We start from the raw sequence: 23,813 nt of genomic DNA, 5'->3' as shown, positions 1-23,813 counted from the left end.
TTGTCTATCAGTTGCGGGTGGATTTGGCGGCGGCGGCAGCCATTGCAGCGGCACGTTCCATCTGCGCGCGTGTCAGCAAGGCCAATTGCTTGGCGATGTAGGCCCTGCGCGCAGCAGCGAGGCGATCCCTGCGATCCTTCACAGTGTCGGCGTCGGTGATGAGGCTCATCAGCCGCGCGAGAGTCGCTTCGGCGCGTTCGGTCAGAAGATCAACGCCTTCGTTGACGATCCGCACCACGCGGCGACCAGCGGCAAAGCTACGCTCCACAATCGCGGTCAGACCGAGCGCCGCGATCACCTCCAGGCCGAGGTGGATCGCATAGAAGGGCCGAAGATCGACGTGACTAGCACTGCCCCCGAACGTTCCCGAGCCATCGAGCGGGACAAGAAACGTCACCGCGTATCCCGCCGCCCACAGTCCGAGCGCTCCGATACCGGCCACTGAGATGAAGCGGTCGTAGGAAGTGCGCGCCCGCGCGGTCAGAGTATGACGCAGCAGGCTGGAGGCGATGATGCCCGCCAGAGGCGCGATGCCGACCGGCAGGCCGAGCCGCCAGTCGCGGGCAATGGGAATGAGTGTCTGGCTTTCAGCAATCCCCTGCGCGATCAACGCCGGAATAGGAACGAACAGCGCAAGAAGGAAGGCAAGAGCAAGGAAGCCATTGCAGCGCATCCACCAGTTCGGCTTCACCAGCCGCTCGGCGGATTCGACTTCGGTAGTTTCGGGGACGGCGCGGCGCTCTTTGCGGACCTGCCTCGCGCGGACGCGTTCTTCATCTGCTTCGGCGCGAAGTGCCGCTTCCTGCGCTTCGCTTGTGCCGACCGTGCTGTTCGCAGCGTCGAACGTATCACCGGCAATGGTTTCAACACGCTCAGCGGCGTTGTCCTCGCCAGCGATGCCGTACACGAGATCCGACATGTCAGGTTCGTTCACGCCACTGCTGACCACGAATGAGTTGCTGTAGTGTGAGGGGGTCATTTCCGACCTCCATCACAGCGCGACCGAAGAGCGCCGCCGCCGACATGCACAGTCAGCGCGGAGCGAGCGTCGTCAATGGATTCGAAGCGCCAGTTCTCGGGAACTTCATCCCGGCAGATGCAGTCTTCGCACAACAGCGCATCTGCCAGCTTGCCGCCCACCTCAAGGTAGGGCGTATCGCAGATCGCGCACTGAAAGATGGGTTGGTTCATGTTTGTCACCTCGTCGAGGACGTTGCAGGTGACTAAATCCATTGTCGTTTTGGCCGGGCAAAAGGCAAAGCAAGTTCCGCCAAAATCGGCCAAAGCCGACTGCGGCGCATCACAAGTTGTAATTCACACTAATCGAATGTATAATAATTGTGCGACAAGAAGCGAGGCAAAATGGATGGCTCAGTACACTCCAAGACCTACACTGTAGTAGTGGAAATAGACCCGAACACTGGCATTGCCGTCTCTGAACGATGGTATCATGGATCACAACTGGATCGTGCCGGCGGTCCTGCCTCGATAGTCAGACACCCTGTCACCGGCGTAACTACCCAGGAAGAATGGTATCAAGACGGCAAACTCGGCCGACACGAGAACCCTAAGCTACCCAGCATCATAACCAGGGACGACATGACCGGTGAGGTCATAGATGTAGTATTTTTTGATGGCGGTGAGTTGACCCACAGCATCGAACCCAACGAACCATAGTGACTAAAGCCAACGACGACACTAGGCTCCTGGATGAGGTACACCGCATACGGAAAAGCGAATGTCGATCAAACTCCGTGAATTTCAGGCACTGGAACTGGCCGACCGAGAGTTTGAGTTCAAGCGACGCCTTCGAACTGAAAAAACTCAGGTAAAATTTCGCATTAGTTGGAAAAAAGCCGCCCTATATTTATATGACAACCACGATCTATCAGAATCCGAAATTCCTTGGTTTACAAATTTCCGTCACTCACTTTACAACGACCCTCCAATAGCAAGCACAGAACTATACTTGACCTTGCTTTTTTATATGACGACGCCTCACGCAAGCGAGACAGCTAGAGTGAGTGCCGCAAAGATAATAAATCAATATTTTCCACACATAGAAATTATTGGCCATTCAGAATCGGACGCAGATACTGAAACGACCCCAATCATCGAAAAGATGGATTTGCGATACCAAGGGCCTTCTCGTGATCTGGATAATAAATTTTCAAATCAGATCATTGACGAGTTTGGACTACGACGAGAATTGATTGAAAGTATTGCGTTTCATTTTCGTCATGAAGATCCCGCAGCAACTGATCAAGACCTCATAGCATTCATCAAGCAGAAAGCCATAGAAAGCCAAGAAATGCAAAGTCGTTGGGAGGCTTTGCAAAAATCTGATCAAATTGCGCAGAAGTATATATCTGAGGCGATGACCTTTTTTATGAACGGTCAATTCGATGAAGCACAGGTTGTATTGGATCAATGGTCAGCATCGATTGACTTTTTACCTGAGGCCCATAGGAGCGAGAAACAGGCGGAAATAATGACCGAAAAGGGGTCGCTCTACCTAATTTCAAATAAGTTTGGGCTAGCACTGGATACCTTCGAGAATGCTGTGTCGCAGAGAGCGCTGATTAGCGAAGAAAGCGCCGCCGATTTGCGGGAAGGCATTGGCGGTTTGATATATCAACACTGCCTACGATTCCGCCCAAGCAAGTGCGTGCATGTAATCGACTTTTTGGCAAAGAACGAAGATTTTTACATCAACCGCAATGACTTGCGCGGTTTGATATCCTCCGTGGGCGTTCAAGCGTCCGCTGCCGCCGAATCTCTGGAGTATTTTTCAGAACCAACGGCCTTGGCTACTATAGACTCTCTGCAGGCCAAGATTGAGCGCGTGCGCGCAATACTTGGGACGAGTGAGGATCAGGTTCAGGCTTATGCCTTGGACTACCTTTCGGCAGTGCTAAAAACGTGTAGGTCGGACTTTGAGTCCGAGAAGTTGCAGAAAGAGGCCTATGCCAGTTTTATTGAGATTACCCAAAAGATGTTAGGCGCAGAGCCTTCTGTTGATGATTTTACAAATCCAATCGGTGTCAAATTTTTTTTATCAATTGCCGAGTACCAGTACGCAAAATTAGCCGGGCTTGCCGAAAATAAAGATATAGTACTCTCATCAATAGGAAGGCTTGAAGGCTTACTAGGTGATCCCAATGTGACGAACATTCCGCTTATGCATGCTGGATTTCTTTCTACCTACAGCGAAATTTGCGATGAACTATCTGGCGAATATGGCTTGATTTTCGACAAAAAGTTGAGCGCTATTGCGGTTCAGGCGGTTAGGACAGCCTGCGATATATATAAAAAGCTGAATCGTACTAAAGAATTCGCCGAAAATCTGACTGGGTTAGGCTCTGCATTATCAACCGCTTCACTTAGGTATGAGGGGAATATAGGAAAAGAGGCGTTTAGTGAATCAAAAAAAATATACGAGACCGCATTACAATTTTGGCCAAGAGAAGAATATCCATCAAATTGGGCGAAAGCCCAAACCAATATTGGCTATATCAACAATCTAGAAGTAAGCAGATCTCCTCTTCAGGACCGACCCCCCCTTCTTTTTTCCGTGGTTGAATCGTATTGCCGAGCGATTGAAGAACGGGAGGAGCTTGGTCAAATTCTTGATGCTGCATTGATATATCAGAACCTGTCCGCGGCGTATAATAGTCTCGGCAGCATTTATTTGGGCGAACAAGCGCTTTGTTACTTTCTGGCGGCAATCAAAATGTCAAGAGCCTGTCTTGCTGTTTACGGCAAGGATCGATTTCCCATTAAATACGCCAGGGCGTCGATTAACCTTTCTAATTCAATGCGAAGTATTGCGAGGATGTCTCGCGATGCGCGTTCAATAAAATTCGCGAAGCGGGCGAACCAGATCAATTATGGGGCAGGTTTGGCGCTCCAGAATTCTAGTCGAACCGACGATTTCGGAATGGTCCTGAACAATCTGACAGTAAGTCGTAATCAGCTAGGAATGTTGACAAAAAACGTTTCAGAAATCGAGAAGGCTTTAGTAAGTTGTCAAGCGGCTTTGAAATTTCGGACGCGAAATAATACACCGCAGAATTGGGGTAATACCCAGCATAATTTGGCATTTACACTCATGAATAGATATGTTCTTTCTCAAGAAAAAGGCGATTTTTCTGGGTTAGTTGAGGCACTTTCCGCCGTTCGCCAGGCACTAGAAGTTCGATTATTTGACGTGTTTCCCAATGCATGGTTGGAAAGCAAGATTCTTGAGGTGAACATTCTACGACTCCAATGTGACGCAGCGTTGAATACCGGGAAGCTTGATGCAGCAGATGAGTGTTTGAAAGAAGCCTATAAATTGCAGAAAATAGAATTAAATGACGACACTGAGCTACAGCTAGATCTTGGCCGTATATTATGCTGTATCGGAGCCGCTGAGATTACCGCAGGAAAATCAACCATTAACACTGAATTCAGGAAATTAGGAATAGAAAAATTGGAACGAGGTTTGGCGATTGCAGGAGAGGCAATTTGGCAGTTCGAGGAATCTGAATTCAGGAGTATCTTGGCGCAGTCGAATGCATGACGTAGGTAAATTTGATTTGGTCGAAGTTTGAGAAGTCAAAATTTGCACGTACTCGCTCAGAAGTGGTAAAATATAATTTGGTAAGTAAGAGGGTTTATGGACGCAGACGATAAGGCATTGAGACAAGCGGAACGGGCGCGAGAGGCGGACGAGCGGCTTGACGACCACAATGCCGAATTGTCGGGGACAAAATCAGGATATATCTACCGCACTTCCGCAGCGGATCACGAGAGCCGCCCGGATATCCGGGCCAAAAAGGCCCGGAAAGCAGAGGCACGGATTTCGGCGCTGGAAGCCCTGCTTGCCAGCGACCCTAATTATGCCGCGCTCTACAATGAGACACGTGGGCAAGTGATCGACGCAGCCAATGAGGCCGAAGCGCGGATTGAAGCAATCACCGAGGAGTTGGCAAGCGCCGAGGCGGAGTTGTCCGAACTGGAGAGCAACGCCGCGCGCACGGGCGACGGACGAATGGCGTTCCGGACCTCTGACGGGCGCGTCGTCGATGAAAACGGGCAAGAGATCGCCGCGCCGGAGGCTGCATCAATCGTTTGGCCGAATGATGCCCCGAGCTACGATGACTATCTCGACCGCAAGAAGGCAGTTCAGGACGCCCAGGATGCTCTCGCCGCCTGGCGCGAGTATCAAGCCGCCGTCGGCGAAGCCAAGGACCGGCTTGATGATCCTGATAATCCGCTGAGCGAGGACGAGTTGGAAGAGATTCAGGAACTGCTTGAGCGCAGCCGACCCGAACCTACTGCTGCGCCGGAAGAGAGCGCTTCGTCGGAAGTTGCTCCTGCTGCTGCAGTATCGTCCGAGTTGCCAAAATTGTGATCGCTAGCGCGGTCCTTGTTGCGCTAGCGCAGCTTACCGCACTGCTTCTCTAAGACTGCCAGAACGACGCCGAGTGGATGATAATTCGGATACTCTTGCATGACGATCTGGATGTGATCGTGCGAACGCGTCACCTCCCCGAAGTACCAATCGTCAATGCATTTGCCTTTCGTCGGCTCGTATCGCTTTGCAATGAGCCCAGCCATTCCAATCGCGGTGTGAAGGTAGGATGCCTGTCCCTCCTTCGACCAAGTCAGAAACTCCCGGCTCGTGAAAGTTTCGGCGACTGAATTTTGTGGATAAGCGCTGGCAATCGCCAAGGCCGATATTGCCAACGCAATGTCTTTTCTGATGTTCATAAAGGATCGATTTTGCACCCGATAACATCAATGAGGAGCGAAGGGAAATTAGACTTGCGAAACCGCAGAACTCGGCCAATCTAAAAGGCCAGCCGGACGGCGCAGCGCCGTCAAAATCCGAGTGCAGAAGGGATCCCTTTTGCACAGGTGCCTCCATGGCAAGCACACCCAGGCGTCACGCCTATCTGCGCGTTTCCACGACAGATCAGAATACCGACCGTCAAATCAACGGCCTTCAGGAAGTGTGCGATGAGTTGCACATTGAGCGCGTATCAGCTGTAGCCAAGGCGCGGCCGGTTTTTGACAAACTGATCGCCTCCTTGCGGCCAGGCGACACCCTGGTTGTATTCGATTTGGACCGGGCATTCAGATCGACTGTAGACGCCATTCTGATTGCGGACTCCCTGCGGGTGCGCGGAGTGTATTTCCAGATCATCGGGCTGAGCCTCGATACTGGAACAGCAGAAGGTGAGCTATTCCTGACAATTTTGGCCGGATTTGCTCAGTACGAACGACGTATCATCGCCCGCCGCACACGCGAAGGTATGGAGGCGGCCCGGCGTAGGGGAATGATCATTGGGAGACCTCGAGCCTTGCGTGATGATGCGATCCTCGAAGCGCATCATTGGATGGTCGAGACCGAGTATCCGATCCGTTACGTTGCGGCCTTGCTTGACGTATCTCGCAGCACTCTCCAACGCGGGTTCACGCGGCTTGGACTCAGTAAAGGGCAGGACTGAGGGGAGGCTGATAAATGGCGATGCCAGAACCTGCAGGACAGACAGAGAGGCGCATCGCCGAACCACAGGCGCTTCATGGTCTGGCAATGAACTACTGGAGAAATCCAGAAAGGCACGTTGTGCAAGCTGTACCTGACAGTCGTCAGGTCGCTTGCTCACTCACCTCACGGTTCGTTCGAGGGGGACGCTAGGCGCTCCCCCGTTTTACCCCCTCGCGGTTGCCGCTTCGCGTCAATAGATCGTCTTGCCGATCAATCACGTTTCCCACAGCTCACCAAGCCCATCAACAACTACACGATCTGGCATACAATCTCTTGGTGAACCATCGGCCATTGAGCGCTAGCACGGCATCCTCCCTACGCTAGCGAGCAGCATCCGAGGACATTGCTTTGGCCTATACCGTTAGTCGAGGTAGGTTTAAAGTCAGGGTGGATTCTAACCGTCAGTTCGATAAGTCAGATTAAATCATGCCAGATATAGTCACCCCAACCGCTGCTTCCATCTTAGAGCAATATGAAAACCTCATATTGCACGATGCGAATGAAGCTGACACACGCGTAAAACTAATCACCGACATCCTCTATCATACTCTCGGTTGGACGCACGCAGATGTTCACAATGAAGAAAGGGTGTCCGAGGATGGAAAAACGACTTGGGCTGATTATACAATTCGAACAGGAATGACTGCGCTTGTCGTGGAAGCCAAACGAGTCGGCGCGGCCTTTCACGAGGTCCCTGATGCCCGAAGGACTCGGCTACAAGGCAAAATTATGTCCGGCGCAACCGGTGAAGCAATTATCCAAGCACGCGACTATGCCCGCAAGCTGTCTCTTCCGTTCGCGATAGTGACCAATGGGAATAGCTGGATAATTTTCCCAGCCAATCGCATTGATCAAGTGCGCTTTTCTGACTCTTCCGCAGTGATATTTCCAGATCTGAAATCTGTTTTGGACACGGATTTCGCCGAGTTTGTCGATCTTTTATCACGCGATGCGGTTATCAATGGCAGCCTGGAAAATGAATTGTTGGGTCGCATAGAAAATCAAATAGAAGATCGAAGGCTCAACCGATTTTTTCCAACTGGATTTTCCAAAATCACACGACATAGCCTTTATCCATTAATAGAGGATGCGATAGTAACAGCATTTACAGAAGATATTGTTAACTCTGATGCCGATCTATTGTCAAAAATGTATGTACAGACGCCAGACCGCAGACGCTTCGATAATCGTGTGCGCATCCATATTTCGAAGCGTGAAGCGGTTTCCAGAAAAGCACCTGTTCGTGCGATGCGCGCCCAGGAAGCAAAAAGAGTGGCGACGATTATCACTGAAGCAGGGAACCGTGCACGCCCGATCGCTATGCTTGTTCTGGGTCAAGTGGGCGCCGGCAAAACCACATTTCTCAATCATACTCGCCAAGTTAGCGCAGCTTCGATATTTGAGCCCAAGCCTGATCGCCCCTACCCTCATTGGTTTCAAGTAGATTTCAGGCCATTCTCGCCACAAGAGTCCCCACTCGAATTCATCATCGCACGCCTACTTGAAGGAATAAACGCAGATCCTTTCCTGTCCGATTTTGAGCGATGCGTGAGGCATGCCTACAAGGATGAGATTGATGCCCTTTTTCGAGGTCCATTGTTTTTGCTTCGTGACGATGAGGGAGAAAGAAAACGGCGCATAAGTCAACTGCTAATGGACGACTTTAGTAAGGGCCTTCCATATGTGGAGAAACTACTGGCATATGCTGCGAGAACAAGAGGTGTGTTTCTGGTGATCGATAACATCGATCAGTTTGAAAATTCAAACACTCAATCAAATATTTTTTCGGATAGCATGGCTTTAGCTCAGAAAGTTGGTGCCAGCTTAATTTGTTCAATGCGCGAAGCGACATACATTCAACACAAGCACAGTCCAGTGTTTGATGCGTTCGATTTCGACCCAATTAGCATCGAACCACCGGTGGTAGAAGCGGTACTGGCCCGGCGCTTCTTTGTCGCGCGGCAGTTATTGGAAGGCAAAAACGGCGAATTCACTGCAGAAAATGGTGCAGAAGTAAAAGTTGAGAATCTTTCCGTAATCATTGACCTTGTTCAAAATTCGGTGCTTGGTTCCGCTGTTGGCAATCTGATTGACGTTCTTGCAACATCAGATATTCGATTGGCGTTGCGTATGACTCGTGAATTCCTTCAGTCGGGGTGGACTGCATCGGGTAAAGCACTGCGCATTTATGAAAGTACCGGCAAGTATGTGATGCCACAACATGAGGCACTTCGTGCAATCATGATTGGAACTGAAAAGCAATATCACGAAGAATTTTCTGTTGTTGGGAATCCATTTGACAGTCGCCTTGCCAAAACTGAAGCGCAAATGCTTCGACTCTTTCTGCTTTCTGCTATTGTCAATATGAGTAGTGATAGCAGTTTCCGATATTTGGAAGGCACAGAAATTCAGGAAAACTTTCGTCAATTGGGCTTTGGCGATGAATTGACAGCGCGAGTTCTCGAAGATTTATGTCGATTTCGATTTATCCACACTACGTCACATACACCACCAACATTTGAGTCGAGCTACATTGTCAGCCGCTTAGGGGCGTACATCGTCCGTTACCTGACGTCAGATATGATGTTTCTTGAGAATGTAATGATGGATACTTTTGTGGCCGATACGGACACTTGGAAAACGCTTCGTGCCCAAACTGAAGAGGTTTACTCAACACGTAATATTGTTGAGCGTTTAGTGTTGCGGCGTAAAAGGGTGGAAGATTTTTTCGATTACATCACTAGTCTTTATACACCCTTGCGCGAAGAAGCAATTCGCCGTGGGCTCTCTTCTGCATGGTGCACTCATCCGCTTGAAAGTGCACGCAATCAACTAATTTCAAATCTCACACGCGCGACTCGTAGTGCCGAGAGAAACTACGGACCGACACCTGATACCAACCATAGCTGACCTCTAAGGCATTCTTCTATGACAGTAGACAACAGTGAATGAATTTGGGTCCAATTTCGTTTCATCAGAAGCCGTCCTTTTGCGCCCGTTCCTGGCCGGGCTTTCGTGAACCAAGCCCGCCAAGGCGGTCTCGGCCATTCGGCTTCAATCCCTCGCGCGAGACTTAGGGGACTCCCCCTCAGCGCACTTCGATAAAAATAGACGGTCTCCCGAGGCTCAGGCTACCGCCCTGCGCCCGCCGTCGATTTTTCTCTCCGCTTGCACACCCCGTTTTCGCCAAAGGGCAGAGGTTGCAGACGCAACCCTCAACCAAAGGAGAAAAGGGAAATGACAAACATCATGCTGTTCGCCCAGCCATACGACATATCGGCTACGGGCTTCTATTTCGAGACAGTCGAGCAATACGACGCACAAGCCGCAAAAGCGGTAAACGCCTACGGCCAGAGGGTCGAAGAATTTGAAATCCAGTTCATTGACGGTGAGCGTATCGACTTTGCGCTGTCGAGGGCTTGGGAACTCTGTCAGGTCAATTTTGCGGCGTTTTTGGAGGCTGCTCAATCGTGGGACGAGGAGAAAAAGCACCTATATATCATCGCGGTCGGGGATTGTGGTTATGGCCACTTCGATGTGGTTGATGATCCCGATGGTATCGAGATCGATCTGTATTCCGTCGAAAGCCTGCGCGAGCTTGCCGAAAATTTCGTGGACGAAGGGCTGTTCGGCGAAGTGCCGGACTCCCTTGCCAGTCATATCGATTACGACTCCATCGCCCGTGACCTCGCCGCCGATTTCTCCGAAACCGAGATCGCCGGAGAAAAGCTCGTCTATGCTTACCGCTGATATCAATCTGGTTGACCCACAGAGGTTCGAATCTGGACAATGGTGCGAGCGCAGGCAGCGCTATACTGGCGAAGGTGATATCGCCGCATCCTACAGCGGCGATTGTATCGCCTTGGGTAAACCCATATGCAAACCCTTCATCTGGCATGGCAAGAAGCTGGTGAACACGGGATGCCGGAACCAAGGCAAAGATCGGTTGGTTACGGCCTTTCAGGTGCTTCATCTCAGCCTGTTCGAAGGCAATACGTTCACCTATGCCGAGTTGGTCAAAGACGGCCATCGCGCCCGGAAAGACCCGATGGGCTTCTATCACGGCGTGAAGGTTCTTCATGCCGGAGAGACATTCGTTCTCAGTGGCAAGCCGATATTCTTTGCGCCTGGACAGACCGAACAACTCAGCCTGTTCTGATATCTGACGATGTTTCGTTCCGGCCAGCCGTCAGATATCCGGCATCGGCAGTTCTGGGCCGTCACGTAACTCCGTGTAGGCGTCGATATCCCGATCCAGTTGCCGAATGTCACGCTCAGCCTCTTGCGCGACTTCCAGCTTGAACACATCAAGGCGCTGACGCTCCTCCAGATGTTCAAAAGTCATGTCGTCTTTTTCAGACTGATCGCGCTTCAAGGCTTCCAGCACCTCAAGCTCATTGGCCTTGCGTAGTTTTGCATGACGCCCCCGCAAGCCGTCCCACAGGCCTTTCAGGCCAGTGCTGAACCGCGACTGACGGGTTGATACCTCTTCCCGCCATCGCGCTTTTTGGCGCTGATCCAGCGCGAGCCGTTCGCGCTTCTGCGCGCCAACGAGGCGCTGCCGTCGTTGTGCAAACTCTGACCGCGCTTCACGTTCCCGCTTGCCCGTTTGTTGTTTGAATTGTTGCAAGCAATCAACCATCAGCTTTGCCATATCGGCCTTGGCCTCTGTGACGCTGGAGAACAGCTCAGGGCTTTCGCGCTCATTACCAATTCTGGCGCGTACGTCCTTCACGCGCAGGCCGAGCGCCTGACGCAGCCCGTGGACTTCGCCGAACATGTCCACGCACACAAACCGCGCCCGATCCCCAAGGGCGAGCTTGAGGCCGCGCTCTTCGAGGGCGCTTGTGAAAGCCGCCCGCGAATCCGAGATCGCCCAAGCGGTTTGAATGGCGGCTTTCGCAGCCTTCGGGTTTCGGCCATGTCGCTTGGCCTGGTGATATTCCTTCAATGTGAAATTGCGCGGATCGCGGTTGCTCCGATCCATCAACCCCGCAGGCATGTCCCATCCGTGCTGGATGAACAGCCTCCGCGTGACGGGCTGCAACTTTTCGCGGTCAAAACGCAGGCGCACCGCCTTCATGACCTTGGCATCGATCAGCGACCAAACGACATGCGCATGCCTGCGCCCGTTCTTCTCGTGAAACACGATAGCGCGCGGCTGACCTTCGAGTTTCAAAGCTCTCTCGGATTGGGAAATTGCGTCTAGGATCGCGTCTGTGCTGACGCGTTCATTCGGCGGGGCGTTGACGGACAGCGAGTACATGAACATCTGGCAGCGCGTTGCCTTGCTCAACCCATAGGTCTCGTTCAACGCGCCCATCAGCGTGTCGCTGACGAATCCCTTGAGCTCGTGCAGCTCCACATGGTCGTTGTCGTCCTTCATGAGGTGCACGGCCAGGTCTTTCGCGCCACCGCGTCGATTGCCTTTCAGGATCACCGCGCCTTCACCCCCAGCGCCGCGATCAGGCGCTCCCGCATATCCATGATCGCCGCACAGGCATCGCCAACCGCCGCGAGATCATCGGCGGCAAGGGGAGCTGCCCCCGTCTCAGCGCCCTTGGCGATGCTGCGTAAGTTGGCGGCAATGTCAGACTCACCCAATGCGCCAAGCATCTTGCCGAGCATGACCAATTGCGACGACGGTGATGTCTTCTTGCGCGTATAGGCTTTGCGCGATGGCGGCGCTTCGCACTCACCGAACAGCTTCAGCCGGATATGTGCGGCCATCGCCATTGAGCCAGCGTCATTCCGTAGGCGGTCATATTCGTCCCAAGTCAGACGCACCGAAACAGGCGGTGGCGCTTTGCGTCGTGATGCAGGTACGGGCGCGGCATCGTTGAAGGCGTTGCGGCTCGAAAGCGCCCTCATGGCGAAGGCTCCTCAGGCGTTGTCACGCTCTGACTGGCATCAACGCCTTGGAGTTGTTGGAGCTGATTTTCCCAATCAGCAAGGGCATCGAAAACAGCGTTCAGGTCGGTCTCGGAGTTCGAACTATCTCCCTCCGTCTCCGCCAGCGTCGTTTCGCGAAGCGATAACGATGAGAACATGTTCTGAGGCGTACCCAACGCGGCAGGGGTTTGCGCAGCAAACGCCCGAGAGCGTTCAGGGTTCGAACTATTTCACTCCGTTTCCGCCACGAATTTTTGTCTCACGCTAAACTCGCTGCGCTCGCCCGCTCCGATGGGGCGGCGAACGGTCGCCGGGCCGCGGTCGCGACCTGTTGGAGAACTCGAGATATCTCCCTCCGTTTCCCTGTCCGCCAGAGCCTTTTCGCACAGCGAAACGGCTGAAATCTGCTCCGATTTCGATGTTGCGGCAGGGGGTTGCGCAGCAAGCGCCCGAGAGCAGCCAGGGTTCGGACTCTCCCGCCCCCTCTCCGCCGGCATCCATCAGGGTGGCAGCAGTGCCTTCAGGCTGTCGACGTCATCAATGCGAATTTCCCGACTGGATCGGCTCACCGAATGATCCGCAAGGCGGGCAAACGCGCGCGACAGGGTTTCCGGTGTCAGTCCCAGCTTCTTTGCGAGAATCCCCATGGCGAACGGCAGCCTGATCGTCGTCTGCTTGCAATCCGGCGGACAGCTTTGCAGCAGGAATGCAGCCAGCCGTTCGTGGGCGACGAGCAAGGTCGCATCCGCACTCCTGTTGACCAGATCCTCGAGATGGCGCGACGTCGATTCCGACAGCGCCTTCGCCAGATCGGGATCCCGTTGCAGGTCCTCGGCGATCCGGCTCCATCTGAAGCAGGCGATCTGGGCCGGCGTCATGGTTTGCGCATTGACCGGATAGCCCTGCATGTGCCGCGCGGCTTCGGCAAAGCTCTCCCTGGGGCCAAACACGCCGATTTCCACCCGCTTGCCCATGTGATCCTGCTTGAAGAGGCTGATCCAGCCCGACGCAATGATGAAGAAGGACTCCGGTGGATCCCCTTCGTGAAACAGGAACTGATTCTTGTCCAGGTTGATGATCGACGCAGATTTCAGAAGTGCATTCCGGCTCTCGTCCGCGAGCATCTGCAAAAGCGGCGCCTGGGAAACGGACATTCGCGGATCTGAATCCTGAAACATGACGGATGTTCACTTCCGATTTCATGGGCCTGTGCAGGCAACGCCACAGGGTAGCTGAAGGTTGATCAGCAGCCAGCGCCGTGTACCGGCAGTCTAGCAGCAAGTTCGACCTGCGGGCAATTTGGCCACAGCCTTCGATAGCCGGGCATGTTCCTTCCCGGCGCCACCAAGCGTCAGGGCATTCGACAAACTGCCTTCTCACGGCTCTTGACCCGGGTCAACGAACGGCGGCCCCCTTCTGCCTAGGGTTCAGGCCTTGAAGGGGAAGCCATGCAATCCTGCCGAATCCTGTTGGCCGTCATTTTCATTCTGTCGGGTGCAGCTCTCGCGCCGGCATCTGCGCAGGATGGCCCGCTGATTGACACCTATCTCACGGACGTTCAGCCAGCCGATCTGGTGCCGGGTGCAACATCGTTCGGTCCGGTGCGCGATGATGTCCCGGTGGCCGCCGTGTTCCGGGGTAGCGAAACCGTCGGCTGGGCATTCCTGACGTCGGATTTCGTCGGCACCACCGGGTATTCCGGAAAACCCATTCACATCGTTGCCGCAATCTCGCCGGAAGCCGTCATCACCGGCGTCAAGCTGGTGAAGCATTCAGAACCGATCGTGCTGATCGGCATACCGGATTCGAAAGTCCAGGCGCTGACCGGCAGCTATGCCGGAATTGACCTTCGGGCGGAGGCCGAAAGCAGTGGCTCGGCGCACGAACTGGACATCATTTCCGGCGCGACTGTCACCATCATGGTGATCGACGATTCCATCATTCGCGCGGGATTGAAAGTCGCCAGAGCACTTGGCCTGGGCGGCCTTGAAGCACGGGTCGCGTCGGGACCCCGACGGCAGATCGATATGGCGCGGGTCACCGAATCCGACTGGCAGACACTGGCCGGAAACGGTGCCGTTCGAAGCCTGACACTAGATGTCGGGCAGGTGAATGCGGCCTATGAAGCGGCCGGTGACGCCAGGGCGATCGCACGCCCGGAACGGGGAGAGCCGGCAGACACCTTCATCGACATGAAGGCAGCCCTCGTGAGCGTTCCGTCCATCGGCATCAGCCTGTTGGGCGAAGCGGAATATGCCAATCTGAAAAGCTGGCTGAAGGACGGTGAACACGCCATCCTGGTTGCCGGGCGCGGCCGATATTCGTTCAAGGGATCGGGCTATGTCCGGGGCGGCATATTCGACCGGATCCAGCTCATTCAGGGTGACAGTTCTGTCCGGTTTTTCGATCGGGATCACCAGCGGCTGGGTCATATCGCGGCCGAAGGTGCGCCGAGTTTCGCCGAACTCGACCTGTTCAGAATTCCCGCAGATGCCGAATTCGATCCTGCCGCACCCTGGCGGCTGCAACTGCTTGTCCAGCGCTCTGTCGGTGCCATCGACAAGAGTTTCCTGACGTTCGATCTCGGCTATCAGTTGCCGGACTCATATCTGGTGCCGCAGGCACCGCCTGTCCTGCACGATGATGAGGAAGAAGCAAACGCCAAGTCCGCGCTGTGGCAGCGCATCTGGTATGACCGGCGCTTCGAGATCGGCGGGCTGGCTGTCATGCTGCTGGTGCTCACGGCGATCTTCTTTTTCCAGAAACAGTTCACCCGCAACGAACGCGTGTTCGGCTGGATCCGGATCGGCTATCTGACCGTCACGCTGGTCTTCCTGGGATGGTTCGCCAACGCACAATTGTCCGTCGTCAACCTGATGGCCCTGGGCGGTGCCCTGAAAGAGGGCTTCACCTGGGACGCATTCCTGCTGGACCCGATGGTGTTCATCCTCTGGTTCTCGGTCGCGACATCCCTGATCTTCTGGGGTCGCGGTGCCTATTGCGGGTGGCTGTGCCCGTTCGGTGCCCTGCAGGAACTGACAAACAAGATCGCCCGTGCATTGAAAGTCCCGCAATGGACCCTGCCGTGGGGCCTGCATGAACGACTCTGGCCGCTGAAATACATCATCTTTCTCGGGCTGTTCGGCATATCGCTCGCCTCGATTCCGCTGGCGGAAACCTTTGCCGAGGTCGAACCCTTCAAGACCGCGATCATTCTGAAATTCGCCCGCGAATGGTGGTTCGTGCTGTTCGCGCTGTCGATCCTGACCGCCGGGCTTTTCATCGAGCGCTTCTACTGTCGCTACATGTGCCCGCTTGGCGGTGCGCTGGCCATCCCCGCGCGGATGCGGATGTTCAACTGGCTGAAAAGATATCACGAGTGCGGGAACCCCTGTCACCTGTGCGCCAAGGAATGCCCTGTCCAGGCCATCCACCCGACCGGCGAGATCAATCCCAATGAATGTGTGAACTGCCTGCATTGCCAGGTGCTCTACCAGTCCGGCGACCGTTGTCCTGTCGTCATCAAGAAACTGAAGCGCCGGGAAAAGCTGGCGCGCAGCGCGCAGGGGCTGGCCGCGGCGCTGGCGAAGCGTGAGTCCGAGCCCAAAACAAACATCTGATCAGGGAGAGAGAAAATGTCCGATGATGTAAAGAACGACGGCAAACAGTTTGCGGTGACGCGACGCGGCCTTCTGGGTGCGACGGCCACCGGCGTGGTCGCGGCCGCTGCCGGCGGCGGTGCGGTTCTGACGGGCAGTCGGCCCGCTGTGGCGGCAGCGTCGGATGCGGCGCTGGCACCAGGTGAACTGGACGACTACTACGGCTTCTGGTCGTCGGGTCAGGCCGGTGAACTGCGCATCATGGGCTTTCCCTCGATGCGTGAACTGATGCGCGTTCCGGTCTTCAACCGCTGCTCGGCAACCGGCTGGGGGCAGACGAACGAGAGCCTGAAGGTCCTGAACGAGAACCTGCTTCCGGAAACGAAGCGCTTTCTGGCCGCCCGGGGCATGAAGACATACGACAACGGCGATCTGCATCATCCGCACATGTCCTTCACCGACGGTACCTACGATGGCCGCTATCTCTTCATGAACGACAAGGCCAACACCCGTGTCGCCCGCGTCCGGTGCGACGTCATGAAATGCGACAAGATCATCGAGGTGCCGAACGCTTCAGATATCCACGGTCTCAGGCCGCAGAAGTATCCCCGCACCGGCTATGTCTTCTGCAATGGCGAGCACGAAACGCCGCTGGTCAACGACGGCAAGATTCTGGATGAGCCGGACAAGTACGTGAACATCTTCACGGCCATCGACGGCGACACGATGGATGTTGCCTGGCAGGTCATCGTGTCCGGCAACCTGGACAATTGCGATGCCGACTATCAGGGCAAATATGCGTTCTCGACCAGCTACAACTCCGAGATGGGCATGAACCTGGCGGAGATGACCGAGAGCGAGACCGACCATGTCGTGATCTTCAACATCAAGGAAATCGAAGCGGGCGTCGCAGCCGGCGACGGTCAGATGCTGAACGGCGTGCGCGTGCTCGACGGGCGCAAGGGTTCGAAATACACCCGCTACGTCCCCATCCCGAACAGCCCGCACGGCTGCAACACCGCGCCTGACAAGCGGCACGTGGTGATCAGCGGGAAGCTGTCGCCCACCGTCTCGATCATCGACGTCGAAAAGGTCGATGCGCTGTTTGCCAGCAACGCCGACCCGCGCAGCTGCATCGTCGGCGAACCGCAGCTGGGTCTCGGTCCGCTGCACACGGCCTTCGACGGCAAGGGCAATGCCTTCACCACGCTGTTTCTGGACAGCCAGGTGGTGAAATGGGACATCGCAAAGGCCCTTCGGTCCTATGCGGGTGAGGATGTGGATCCGATCATCTCGAAGGTCGATGTACATTATCAGCCGGGACACAATCACACGTCCATGGGCGAGACCGCCGAAGCCGACGGCAACTGGCTGATCTCGATGAACAAGTTCTCAAAGGACCGGTTCATCAATGTCGGACCGCTGAAGCCCGAGAACGAGCAGCTGATCGACATTTCCTCCGATGACATGAAAGTCGTGCACGACGGTCCAACCTTCGCCGAACCGCATGACTGCATCATCGTCCGCCGCGACATCGTCAACCCGAGGAACGTATGGGATCGCAATGATCCGATGTGGGAGGATGCCCGAAAGCAGGCCGCTGCTGACGGCGTCAACCTGGACGACGGTGCGGACGAACCGATCCGGGACGGCAACAAGGTCAGGGTCTACATGTGGTCCGTGGCACCGGCGTTCAGCATGGAGAAGTTCACGGTCAGGGAAGGTGATGAGGTCACCATCTACGTCACCAATCTGGATGATGTGGATGACGTGACCCATGGCTTCTGCCTGTCGAACTACGGGGTCGCGATGGAAGTGGCTCCGCAGGCAACGGCGTCCGTCACCTTCACGGCGGACCGGCCGGGTGTGCACTGGTTCTATTGCCAGTGGTTCTGTCACGCGCTGCACATGGAGATGCGTGGCCGGATGCTCGTCGAGCCGCGGGTGACCTGAGCCATGCTTCTGCGCGCCGGGGTATTGCTGGTGCTGCTTTCGTCGTCTCTCGGGGCGGCAGAAATAACAGTGCCTGCGAAACCCGGTGCGTTGAAGGCGGCCGTCGGGCGGGCCGCAGACGGAGATGTCCTGCGACTCGCCCCCGGCACGCACTTCGGACCGATCACCATCCGGCACCGGATCGTGCTGGAAGGCGACGGTGCTGTGGTCGACGGCAGGGAAACGGGAAGCGTGATCACGGTGGAAGTGCCGGACGTCATCGTCCGGGGTCTGACCATCCGCGGCTCGGGCTCTTCTCATGAAACCAGAGACGCAGGCGTCAGATTGGGCAAGAAGGCGACGCGGGCGCGCGTCGAGAACAACCGCCTCGTCGGAAATCTGTATGGTGTCGACGTCCACGGCACGCATGACGCGCTAGTGACGGGGAACGTGATCGAGGGGCGCCGGGATCACCGCGTCAACGATCGCGGCAACGGCGTGTATGTCTGGAACGCGCCGGGAAGCGCGGTCGAAGGCAATGATATCCGTTGGGGCCGCGACGGAATCTTCGTCAACACGTCCCGCAGGAACACCTTCAGAGGCAACCGGTTCCGCGATCTCAGATTTGCGGTTCACTACATGTACGCCAACGACAGCGAGGTATCCGGGAACCTGTCGGTGGGCAACGATCTTGGCTATGCGGTCATGTATTCGAAGAAGGTTCGCGTGATCGGCAATGTATCGATCAACGACCGCGAACATGGCGTGATGCTGAACTACACAAACCAGTCCGTGGTTCAGGGCAACCTGGTTCAGGACGGCGGCAATCGCTGCACCTTTCTGTACAACGCCCACAAGAACCGGATCGAGGGCAATCGGTTCGAACGCTGTGACATCGGTATCCATTTCACGGCGGGATCCGAACGGAACCGGATCACGGGGAATGCCTTTGTCGGCAATCGCACACAGGTCAAATACGTCGGTTCGCGCTGGCTCGACTGGTCGGTCGATGGCCGGGGGAACTACTGGAGCGACTTCGCGGCCTATGACATCGACGGCGACGGAATAGCGGATGCGACCTACCGCCCGAATGACAGCATGGATCATGTGCTGTGGAGTCAGCCCGCGGCAAAGCTGCTGCTGGGATCACCTGCGGTACAGCTGATGCGCTGGGCGCAGTCGGAGTTCCCTGCCCTGCTTCCCGGTGGCGTGATTGACCGGCATCCATTGATGCAGCCGGCGGAAATTCCGGCGACCGGCTGGGAAGGGTCCTGAGATGACCGGGGTCCTCGCAATCGAGCGGATCGGGAAATCCTACGGGAAGCATGTGGCACTGGAAGACGTGTCGCTGGGCGCCGGTGTCGGAGAGCGTATCGCCCTGCTGGGACACAATGGTGCCGGCAAGAGTACCCTGATGAAGCTGGTGCTGGGTCTCAGCCAGCCATCGTCGGGACGTATTTCCGTTCTCGGTTCGCTACCCGGCACTGACGTCGCCAGGTCCGTGACTGCCTATCTGCCGGAATCCGTATCGTTTCACCGGTCCCTGACCGGCCGCGAGCAGTTGGGCCTCTTCTCCCGCCTGGCTGGCACGCCGGACAGCGATGTCGCCGACCTGCTGGACCGTGTCGGCCTGAAGGATGCCGCCGACCGCCGCATCGGAACTTGGTCGAAGGGAATGCGTCAGCGCCTTGGCCTGGCGCAGGTTCTTCTCGGATGCCCGAAGCTGGCGTTGCTGGACGAACCTGCGAGTGGTCTGGACCCGATCTCCAGAGCCGAACTCTACGGTATCATCGATGAGATGGCGGCAAAAGGCACGACGGTCCTGATCGCCAGCCACGCCCTGACCGAGGTCGAAGCCCGCACCGACCGGATCGCGATCCTGAACAGGGGTCGCCTGATCGCCGACGACAGCTTGTCCAACCTCAGGAAACAGGCCGGTTTGCCGATCCGGATCACGGTGACGACGACCGGCGACACGGCGGGAGAAATTCACCTGAAGATGGGCGGGCGCCGGATCAATGGCGCGTCGCTCGAACTCACCTGCGAACCGGCCCGGAAAATGGCCACGCTCGCCCGGATCACCAGTTTTGCCGACCGGGTATCCGACATCGAAATGCACGAACCCAGTCTTGAGGAAGTCTACCGGCATTATTCGGGAGACGCCCTGACATGATCGCGCGCATCCTTGCCATCTCATCCATCGAATACCGTATCGCCATGCGGAACCGCTGGGCGCTGATGGCAATCCTGATCATGATGCTCTTCTCGCTGGCGCTCACCTTCGCAGGGGCGGGTCCCACGGGCGCGTTGGGTGTCGACCTGCTGACGGTATCGGTCGCGTCGATGACCACACTGGCGGTCTATCTGACACCCCTGCTGGCGTTGCTGATCGCCTTCGACGCGATTTCGGGCGAGGTGGAGCGCGGCAGTCTTGCCCTCCTGCTCACCTACCCCGTGCGACGCAGCGAGATCCTGCTCGGCAAGTTCGTTGCCCATCTGGCAGTCCTGTCCGTGGCCATGCTGATCGGCTTCGGTGCTGCTGGCATGGCCGCATTCGCTTTCGGCGGCGCGGGTTACGAAAGCCTCATCGCCCTCGGCAGACTTGTCATCGGGTCGATCTTGCTCGGCGCGACCTTCCTGGCCATCGGATATGCCGTCTCCGCCCTGTCCAGAAGTGTCGCCGGTGCCGCGGGAACGGCGATCGGTGTCTGGCTGGTTCTGGTGGTGCTCTACGATCTCGGGTTGCTTGGTGCCGTGGTCTTCGATGACGGGGGCACCTTCACCCGGGACATCTTTCCCTGGCTTCTGGCATTCAATCCGGCGGATGCCTTCCGGCTCTGGAGCATTTCCGCATCGGCCGATGTCGCACTGGCCACCGGCATGACCGGCGCAGGTGCCGCCCTGCCTTCGTGGGTCGCACCGCTCTCACTCGTCTCATGGCCCGTCGCGGCACTAGTGGCGGCGCAACAGATTTTCAGGCGGATCGATCCATGAGAGTGCTTCTGCTCATGGCGCTCATCGTGCTGTCAGCCTGCCAGGAAGATGACGCCGAAATACCCGGTCCGGCAGCCCTGACCGAAGAAACGCTCAGCCATTTCTGCCGGATGCAGGTCATCGACCACGGAGGACCGAAGGCACAGATCCATCTTGAGGGCTACTCCTATCCGATCTTCTTCGCCCAGGTCCGCGACGGACTGGCCTTTCTGAAGGGACCCGAAAAGTTTGCGCCGGTGGTGGCGATCTACGTTTCGGATATGGGGACCGCGCCAAGCTGGGAAAATCCGGGCGCTGACAACTGGATAGATGCGAGGGACGCGTTCTTCGTCGTCGGTGCGCGTGTCACCGGCGGAATGGGAGCCCCTGAGGTCACCCCGTTCCTGACACGCGATGCGGCCAGCGCCTTTGCTGCAACGAAAGGCGGCACGATCATGACTCTGGAGCAGATTCCTGACGAAGCCGTGCTGTCGCCCGTCGAGATATCCCTGCCTGGAAAGGATGCGTCATGACCGTGACCCGAAGGAGATTCATCGCGATTTCCGCTGCCGCGATGGTGGCGCCCCTGGGCGGTATCGCTGCATCGGCAGCCACTGAAACAGTGACGTGGCGCGGTATAGCGCTCGGCGCGCAGGCTTCCATAACCTTGAAGGGATCGCACCTCGCAAAACTGGATCACGTCGTGAAATCGGTGGAGAGCGAGATTTCACGGCTGGAGGATATATTCAGCCTCTATCGGTCGAATTCGGTGATCAGCCGCCTGAATCGGGAGGGCCAGATTGCCACCCCGCCACCGGAACTGCTCCAGGTGATCAGTCTTGTCAGTTCCGTTCACCGACAGTCATCAGGTGCGTTCGACCCCACGGTGCAGCGGCTGTGGCGGCTTCACGCCAGGGCCGGACAGGAAGGACGGCAACCGGATACGGGCGAGTTGGATCAGGTGCGGCAACTGACGGGCTGGCAGCATGTTCGATATTCAACAACCTCGGTCCGCTTTCGACGTCCGGGCATGGAAATGACCCTCAACGGCATTGCACAGGGGTTCGTGGCGGATCGTGTGGCGGACCTTTTGCGACGTGAGGGCTTTGCCGATGTGCTGATCGACATGGGCGAGATCAGCGCGCAGGGACAGCGTCCGTCAGGAGGTCCATGGCGGGTAGGCGTTGCCGATCCCGCCGGTCGCGTCGTGACGGATATCGACCTCTCCAACCGGGCGCTTGCGACCTCCTCCCCCGGAGGCGGCCTGCCGGAAGACAAGCTTCACAGTCGGCATATGATCGACCCGCGGACCGGCGCGCCGGGCGGCGAATGGAACCTGGTTTCCGTTTCGGACGCGCAGGCGGCGGTTGCAGATGCGCTGTCGACGGCGATCAGTCTGCTGGATCGCAGGGCCGCTGAGGCTCTGATGCATGGATTCCCCGGAGCGCGATTGGAACTGCTCTCCTGATCTCCGCGAATGCGACAGATGCTCTCCCAGCAAGATTGAAAGCGCAGGAATATCGGCCTGCGTTCGATGCTTGCCCACTGCTCGCCGAACTCACATCATGACGGTCGCGCATTCGCCTTCGTCATCGGGAGTCCTTCATGAAACAGGTGCGGCTGGATACATACGAAACGCTGGACCTGAGCGAGATTCCGGGCACTGTCGGCGCGATCCTGACGGACGGTGCCCGCGATCGTCGCGGGGTGGCGCATACACCGACGGTCGCTTCCGTCGGGGCCGATGGTGCGCCCGCCATCCGCACGGTGGTGTTGCGCGACTGCGACTGGCCCGAACGCCTGCTTCGATTTCATACCGACCGGCGCTCGCCCAAGGTGACGGATTACTCGACGAACCCCGAAGTCGCATTCCACCTCTATGACGCGGAGCGAAAGCTGCAGTTGCGGCTGCACGGGCAGGCCCGGATCGAAACCGCCGGCCCGCTGTTCGATCTGGCCTGGAAGATGACCCAGAAAATGAGCCGCGAGTGCTATCAGATGACCGTCGCACCGGGTGCCGCCGTGCCCGACCCCGGCGCGGTACCGTATGACGCGGCCGGCAGTGCGGAAGGCCGCCGGAATTTCGCGATCGTGCTGACCCGGATCGAACGCTTCGACTGGCTGTATCTGTCCGCGTCCGATCACCGCCGCGCCCGCTTTGAATGGCAGCAAGGCCAATGGAGCGGCGGATGGTGCGCGCCGTAGACGACCCCTATGTGAAGATCCTGTCGAATTCCCTGCGCAGCACCCGATCCAGATCATCCATGCCTGCATCGACCCCCAGATCGGCCAGTGACGTCACGCCATGTTCCTGAATGCCGCAAGGCACGATACCGTCGAAATGCGTCAGATCGGGGTTCAGGTTGATGGAGATGCCGTGGAAACTGACCCATCGGCGCAGGCGGATGCCCAGCGCCGCGATCTTCTTCTCGCTGCCATCCGGCATCACCACCCAGACGCCGACGCGGCCGTCCCGGCGCTCCCCCGTGACATCAAAGGCTTTCAGTGTGTGGATGATCCAGGCTTCGAGATCCCGAACGAAGCGGCGGACGTCGGGTTCCCGCGCCTTCAGGTCCAGCATCACATAGCCAACGCGCTGACCGGGTCCGTGGTAGGTGTATTCGCCACCCCTGCCCGTCTCATAGACCGGAAAGCGATCCGGCGTCAGCAGGTCCGCGGCGTCGGCGGACGTTCCGGCCGAATAGAGCGGCGGATGCTCCAGCAGCCAGACACATTCGCTCGCACGGTCCTGGCGAATGGCCGCCACGCGGTCCTCCATCCAGCCGACCGCATCCGGATAACCGACCGGTTCCGGGCTGTGCCGCCATTCAACTGACATTTCGGTTCTGTTTACACTCCGCTAACCCTGTTCCCCTTAG

Annotated in this window: 21 protein-coding genes; 14 read left to right on the top strand and 7 right to left on the bottom strand. The window is 56.8% G+C overall.

The annotated features are described in order from the left end of the window. Window positions 1-7: 7 nt before the first annotated feature. Window positions 8-979: a hypothetical protein gene (locus tag ACN0X7_RS13280; protein WP_417518001.1), complete on the bottom strand. Its 972-nt coding sequence runs from the start codon at window positions 977-979 to the stop codon at window positions 8-10. After that, on the bottom strand, window positions 976-1,284 hold the full coding sequence (locus ACN0X7_RS13275; RefSeq protein WP_417518000.1) for a hypothetical protein: 309 nt from the start codon (window positions 1,282-1,284) through the stop codon (window positions 976-978). Before ACN0X7_RS13275 ends, ACN0X7_RS13280 begins: the two co-directional genes overlap by 4 nt. Window positions 1,285-1,738: 454 nt before the next feature. On the opposite strand from ACN0X7_RS13275, the gene ACN0X7_RS13270 reads away from it, so the two are divergent. Next, on the top strand, window positions 1,739-4,564 hold the full coding sequence (locus ACN0X7_RS13270; RefSeq protein WP_417517998.1) for a hypothetical protein: 2,826 nt from the start codon (window positions 1,739-1,741) through the stop codon (window positions 4,562-4,564). 96 nt (window positions 4,565-4,660) lie between these two features. Continuing rightward, a complete protein-coding gene (locus ACN0X7_RS13265) occupies window positions 4,661-5,398 on the top strand; it encodes a hypothetical protein (protein WP_417517996.1) in 738 nt (245 codons plus the stop codon). 23 nt (window positions 5,399-5,421) lie between these two features. Here ACN0X7_RS13265 and ACN0X7_RS13260 read toward each other — a convergent pair whose 3' ends face one another. Beyond that, on the bottom strand, window positions 5,422-5,757 hold the full coding sequence (locus tag ACN0X7_RS13260) for a hypothetical protein (protein WP_417517994.1): 336 nt from the start codon (window positions 5,755-5,757) through the stop codon (window positions 5,422-5,424). 155 nt (window positions 5,758-5,912) lie between these two features. Here ACN0X7_RS13260 and ACN0X7_RS13255 point away from each other — a divergent pair, with 155 nt between their 5' ends. From ACN0X7_RS13255 to ACN0X7_RS13240, 4 genes are all read left to right on the top strand, one after another. Next, complete coding sequence (locus ACN0X7_RS13255) at window positions 5,913-6,497, top strand: recombinase family protein (RefSeq protein ID WP_417517992.1); 585 nt, start codon at window positions 5,913-5,915, stop codon at window positions 6,495-6,497. A 467-nt stretch (window positions 6,498-6,964) separates the two neighbouring features. Beyond that, entirely contained in the window at window positions 6,965-9,448 is a 2,484-nt protein-coding gene (locus ACN0X7_RS13250) for a hypothetical protein (protein ID WP_417517990.1), read from the top strand. Between the two features lie 327 nt (window positions 9,449-9,775). After that, window positions 9,776-10,288: an antirestriction protein ArdA gene (locus ACN0X7_RS13245; RefSeq protein WP_417517988.1), complete on the top strand. Its 513-nt coding sequence runs from the start codon at window positions 9,776-9,778 to the stop codon at window positions 10,286-10,288. Further along, on the top strand, window positions 10,275-10,697 hold the full coding sequence (locus tag ACN0X7_RS13240) for a hypothetical protein (protein WP_417517986.1): 423 nt from the start codon (window positions 10,275-10,277) through the stop codon (window positions 10,695-10,697). The genes ACN0X7_RS13245 and ACN0X7_RS13240 overlap by 14 nt, the downstream gene beginning before the upstream one ends. 30 nt (window positions 10,698-10,727) lie before the next feature. On the opposite strand, the gene ACN0X7_RS13235 is transcribed toward ACN0X7_RS13240, so the two are convergent. The 3 genes from ACN0X7_RS13235 to ACN0X7_RS13225 all read right to left on the bottom strand — a co-directional run bounded on the left by ACN0X7_RS13235 (window position 10,728) and on the right by ACN0X7_RS13225 (window position 13,584). Beyond that, window positions 10,728-11,978 carry a relaxase/mobilization nuclease domain-containing protein gene (locus ACN0X7_RS13235; RefSeq protein ID WP_417517984.1) on the bottom strand — a complete coding sequence of 417 codons (1,251 nt, stop codon included), beginning with the start codon at window positions 11,976-11,978 and terminating at the stop codon, window positions 10,728-10,730. Further along, entirely contained in the window at window positions 11,975-12,409 is a 435-nt protein-coding gene (locus ACN0X7_RS13230; RefSeq protein WP_417517982.1) for a hypothetical protein, read from the bottom strand. Before ACN0X7_RS13230 ends, ACN0X7_RS13235 begins: the two co-directional genes overlap by 4 nt. Before the next feature lie 521 nt (window positions 12,410-12,930). Further along, window positions 12,931-13,584, bottom strand: a complete 654-nt coding sequence (locus ACN0X7_RS13225; protein ID WP_417517980.1) for a Crp/Fnr family transcriptional regulator — start codon at window positions 13,582-13,584, stop codon at window positions 12,931-12,933. 294 nt (window positions 13,585-13,878) lie between these two features. On the opposite strand from ACN0X7_RS13225, the gene ACN0X7_RS13220 reads away from it, so the two are divergent. From ACN0X7_RS13220 to ACN0X7_RS13185, 8 genes are all read left to right on the top strand, one after another. Then, window positions 13,879-16,050 carry a 4Fe-4S binding protein gene (locus ACN0X7_RS13220; RefSeq protein ID WP_417517978.1) on the top strand — a complete coding sequence of 724 codons (2,172 nt, stop codon included), beginning with the start codon at window positions 13,879-13,881 and terminating at the stop codon, window positions 16,048-16,050. Window positions 16,051-16,065: 15 nt separating this feature from the next. Next, complete coding sequence (nosZ, locus tag ACN0X7_RS13215) at window positions 16,066-17,982, top strand: TAT-dependent nitrous-oxide reductase (RefSeq protein WP_417517976.1); 1,917 nt, start codon at window positions 16,066-16,068, stop codon at window positions 17,980-17,982. Window positions 17,983-17,985: 3 nt separating this feature from the next. Further along, a complete protein-coding gene (locus ACN0X7_RS13210) occupies window positions 17,986-19,236 on the top strand; it encodes a nitrous oxide reductase family maturation protein NosD (protein ID WP_417517974.1) in 1,251 nt (416 codons plus the stop codon). Between the two features lies 1 nt (window position 19,237). Continuing rightward, complete coding sequence (locus tag ACN0X7_RS13205) at window positions 19,238-20,134, top strand: ABC transporter ATP-binding protein (RefSeq protein ID WP_417517972.1); 897 nt, start codon at window positions 19,238-19,240, stop codon at window positions 20,132-20,134. Beyond that, window positions 20,134-20,955 carry an ABC transporter permease gene (locus ACN0X7_RS13200; protein WP_417518047.1) on the top strand — a complete coding sequence of 274 codons (822 nt, stop codon included), beginning with the start codon at window positions 20,134-20,136 and terminating at the stop codon, window positions 20,953-20,955. The genes ACN0X7_RS13205 and ACN0X7_RS13200 overlap by 1 nt, the downstream gene beginning before the upstream one ends. Continuing rightward, window positions 20,952-21,467, top strand: a complete 516-nt coding sequence (locus ACN0X7_RS13195) for a nitrous oxide reductase accessory protein NosL (RefSeq protein ID WP_417517970.1) — start codon at window positions 20,952-20,954, stop codon at window positions 21,465-21,467. The genes ACN0X7_RS13200 and ACN0X7_RS13195 overlap by 4 nt, the downstream gene beginning before the upstream one ends. After that, complete coding sequence (locus ACN0X7_RS13190; protein ID WP_417517968.1) at window positions 21,464-22,402, top strand: FAD:protein FMN transferase; 939 nt, start codon at window positions 21,464-21,466, stop codon at window positions 22,400-22,402. The genes ACN0X7_RS13195 and ACN0X7_RS13190 overlap by 4 nt, the downstream gene beginning before the upstream one ends. A 137-nt stretch (window positions 22,403-22,539) precedes the next feature. Continuing rightward, window positions 22,540-23,139, top strand: a complete 600-nt coding sequence (locus ACN0X7_RS13185; protein WP_417517966.1) for a pyridoxamine 5'-phosphate oxidase family protein — start codon at window positions 22,540-22,542, stop codon at window positions 23,137-23,139. A 7-nt stretch (window positions 23,140-23,146) separates the two neighbouring features. Here the strand turns inward: ACN0X7_RS13185 and lipB are convergent, their stop codons facing one another. Next, on the bottom strand, window positions 23,147-23,773 hold the full coding sequence (gene lipB / locus ACN0X7_RS13180) for a lipoyl(octanoyl) transferase LipB (protein ID WP_417517964.1): 627 nt from the start codon (window positions 23,771-23,773) through the stop codon (window positions 23,147-23,149). Between the last annotated feature and the right edge of the window lie 40 nt (window positions 23,774-23,813).

Source organism: Minwuia sp. (assembly GCF_048263705.1).
Classification (GTDB): domain Bacteria; phylum Pseudomonadota; class Alphaproteobacteria; order Minwuiales; family Minwuiaceae; genus Minwuia.
This window is presented reverse-complemented; position numbering and strand designations above follow the sequence as displayed.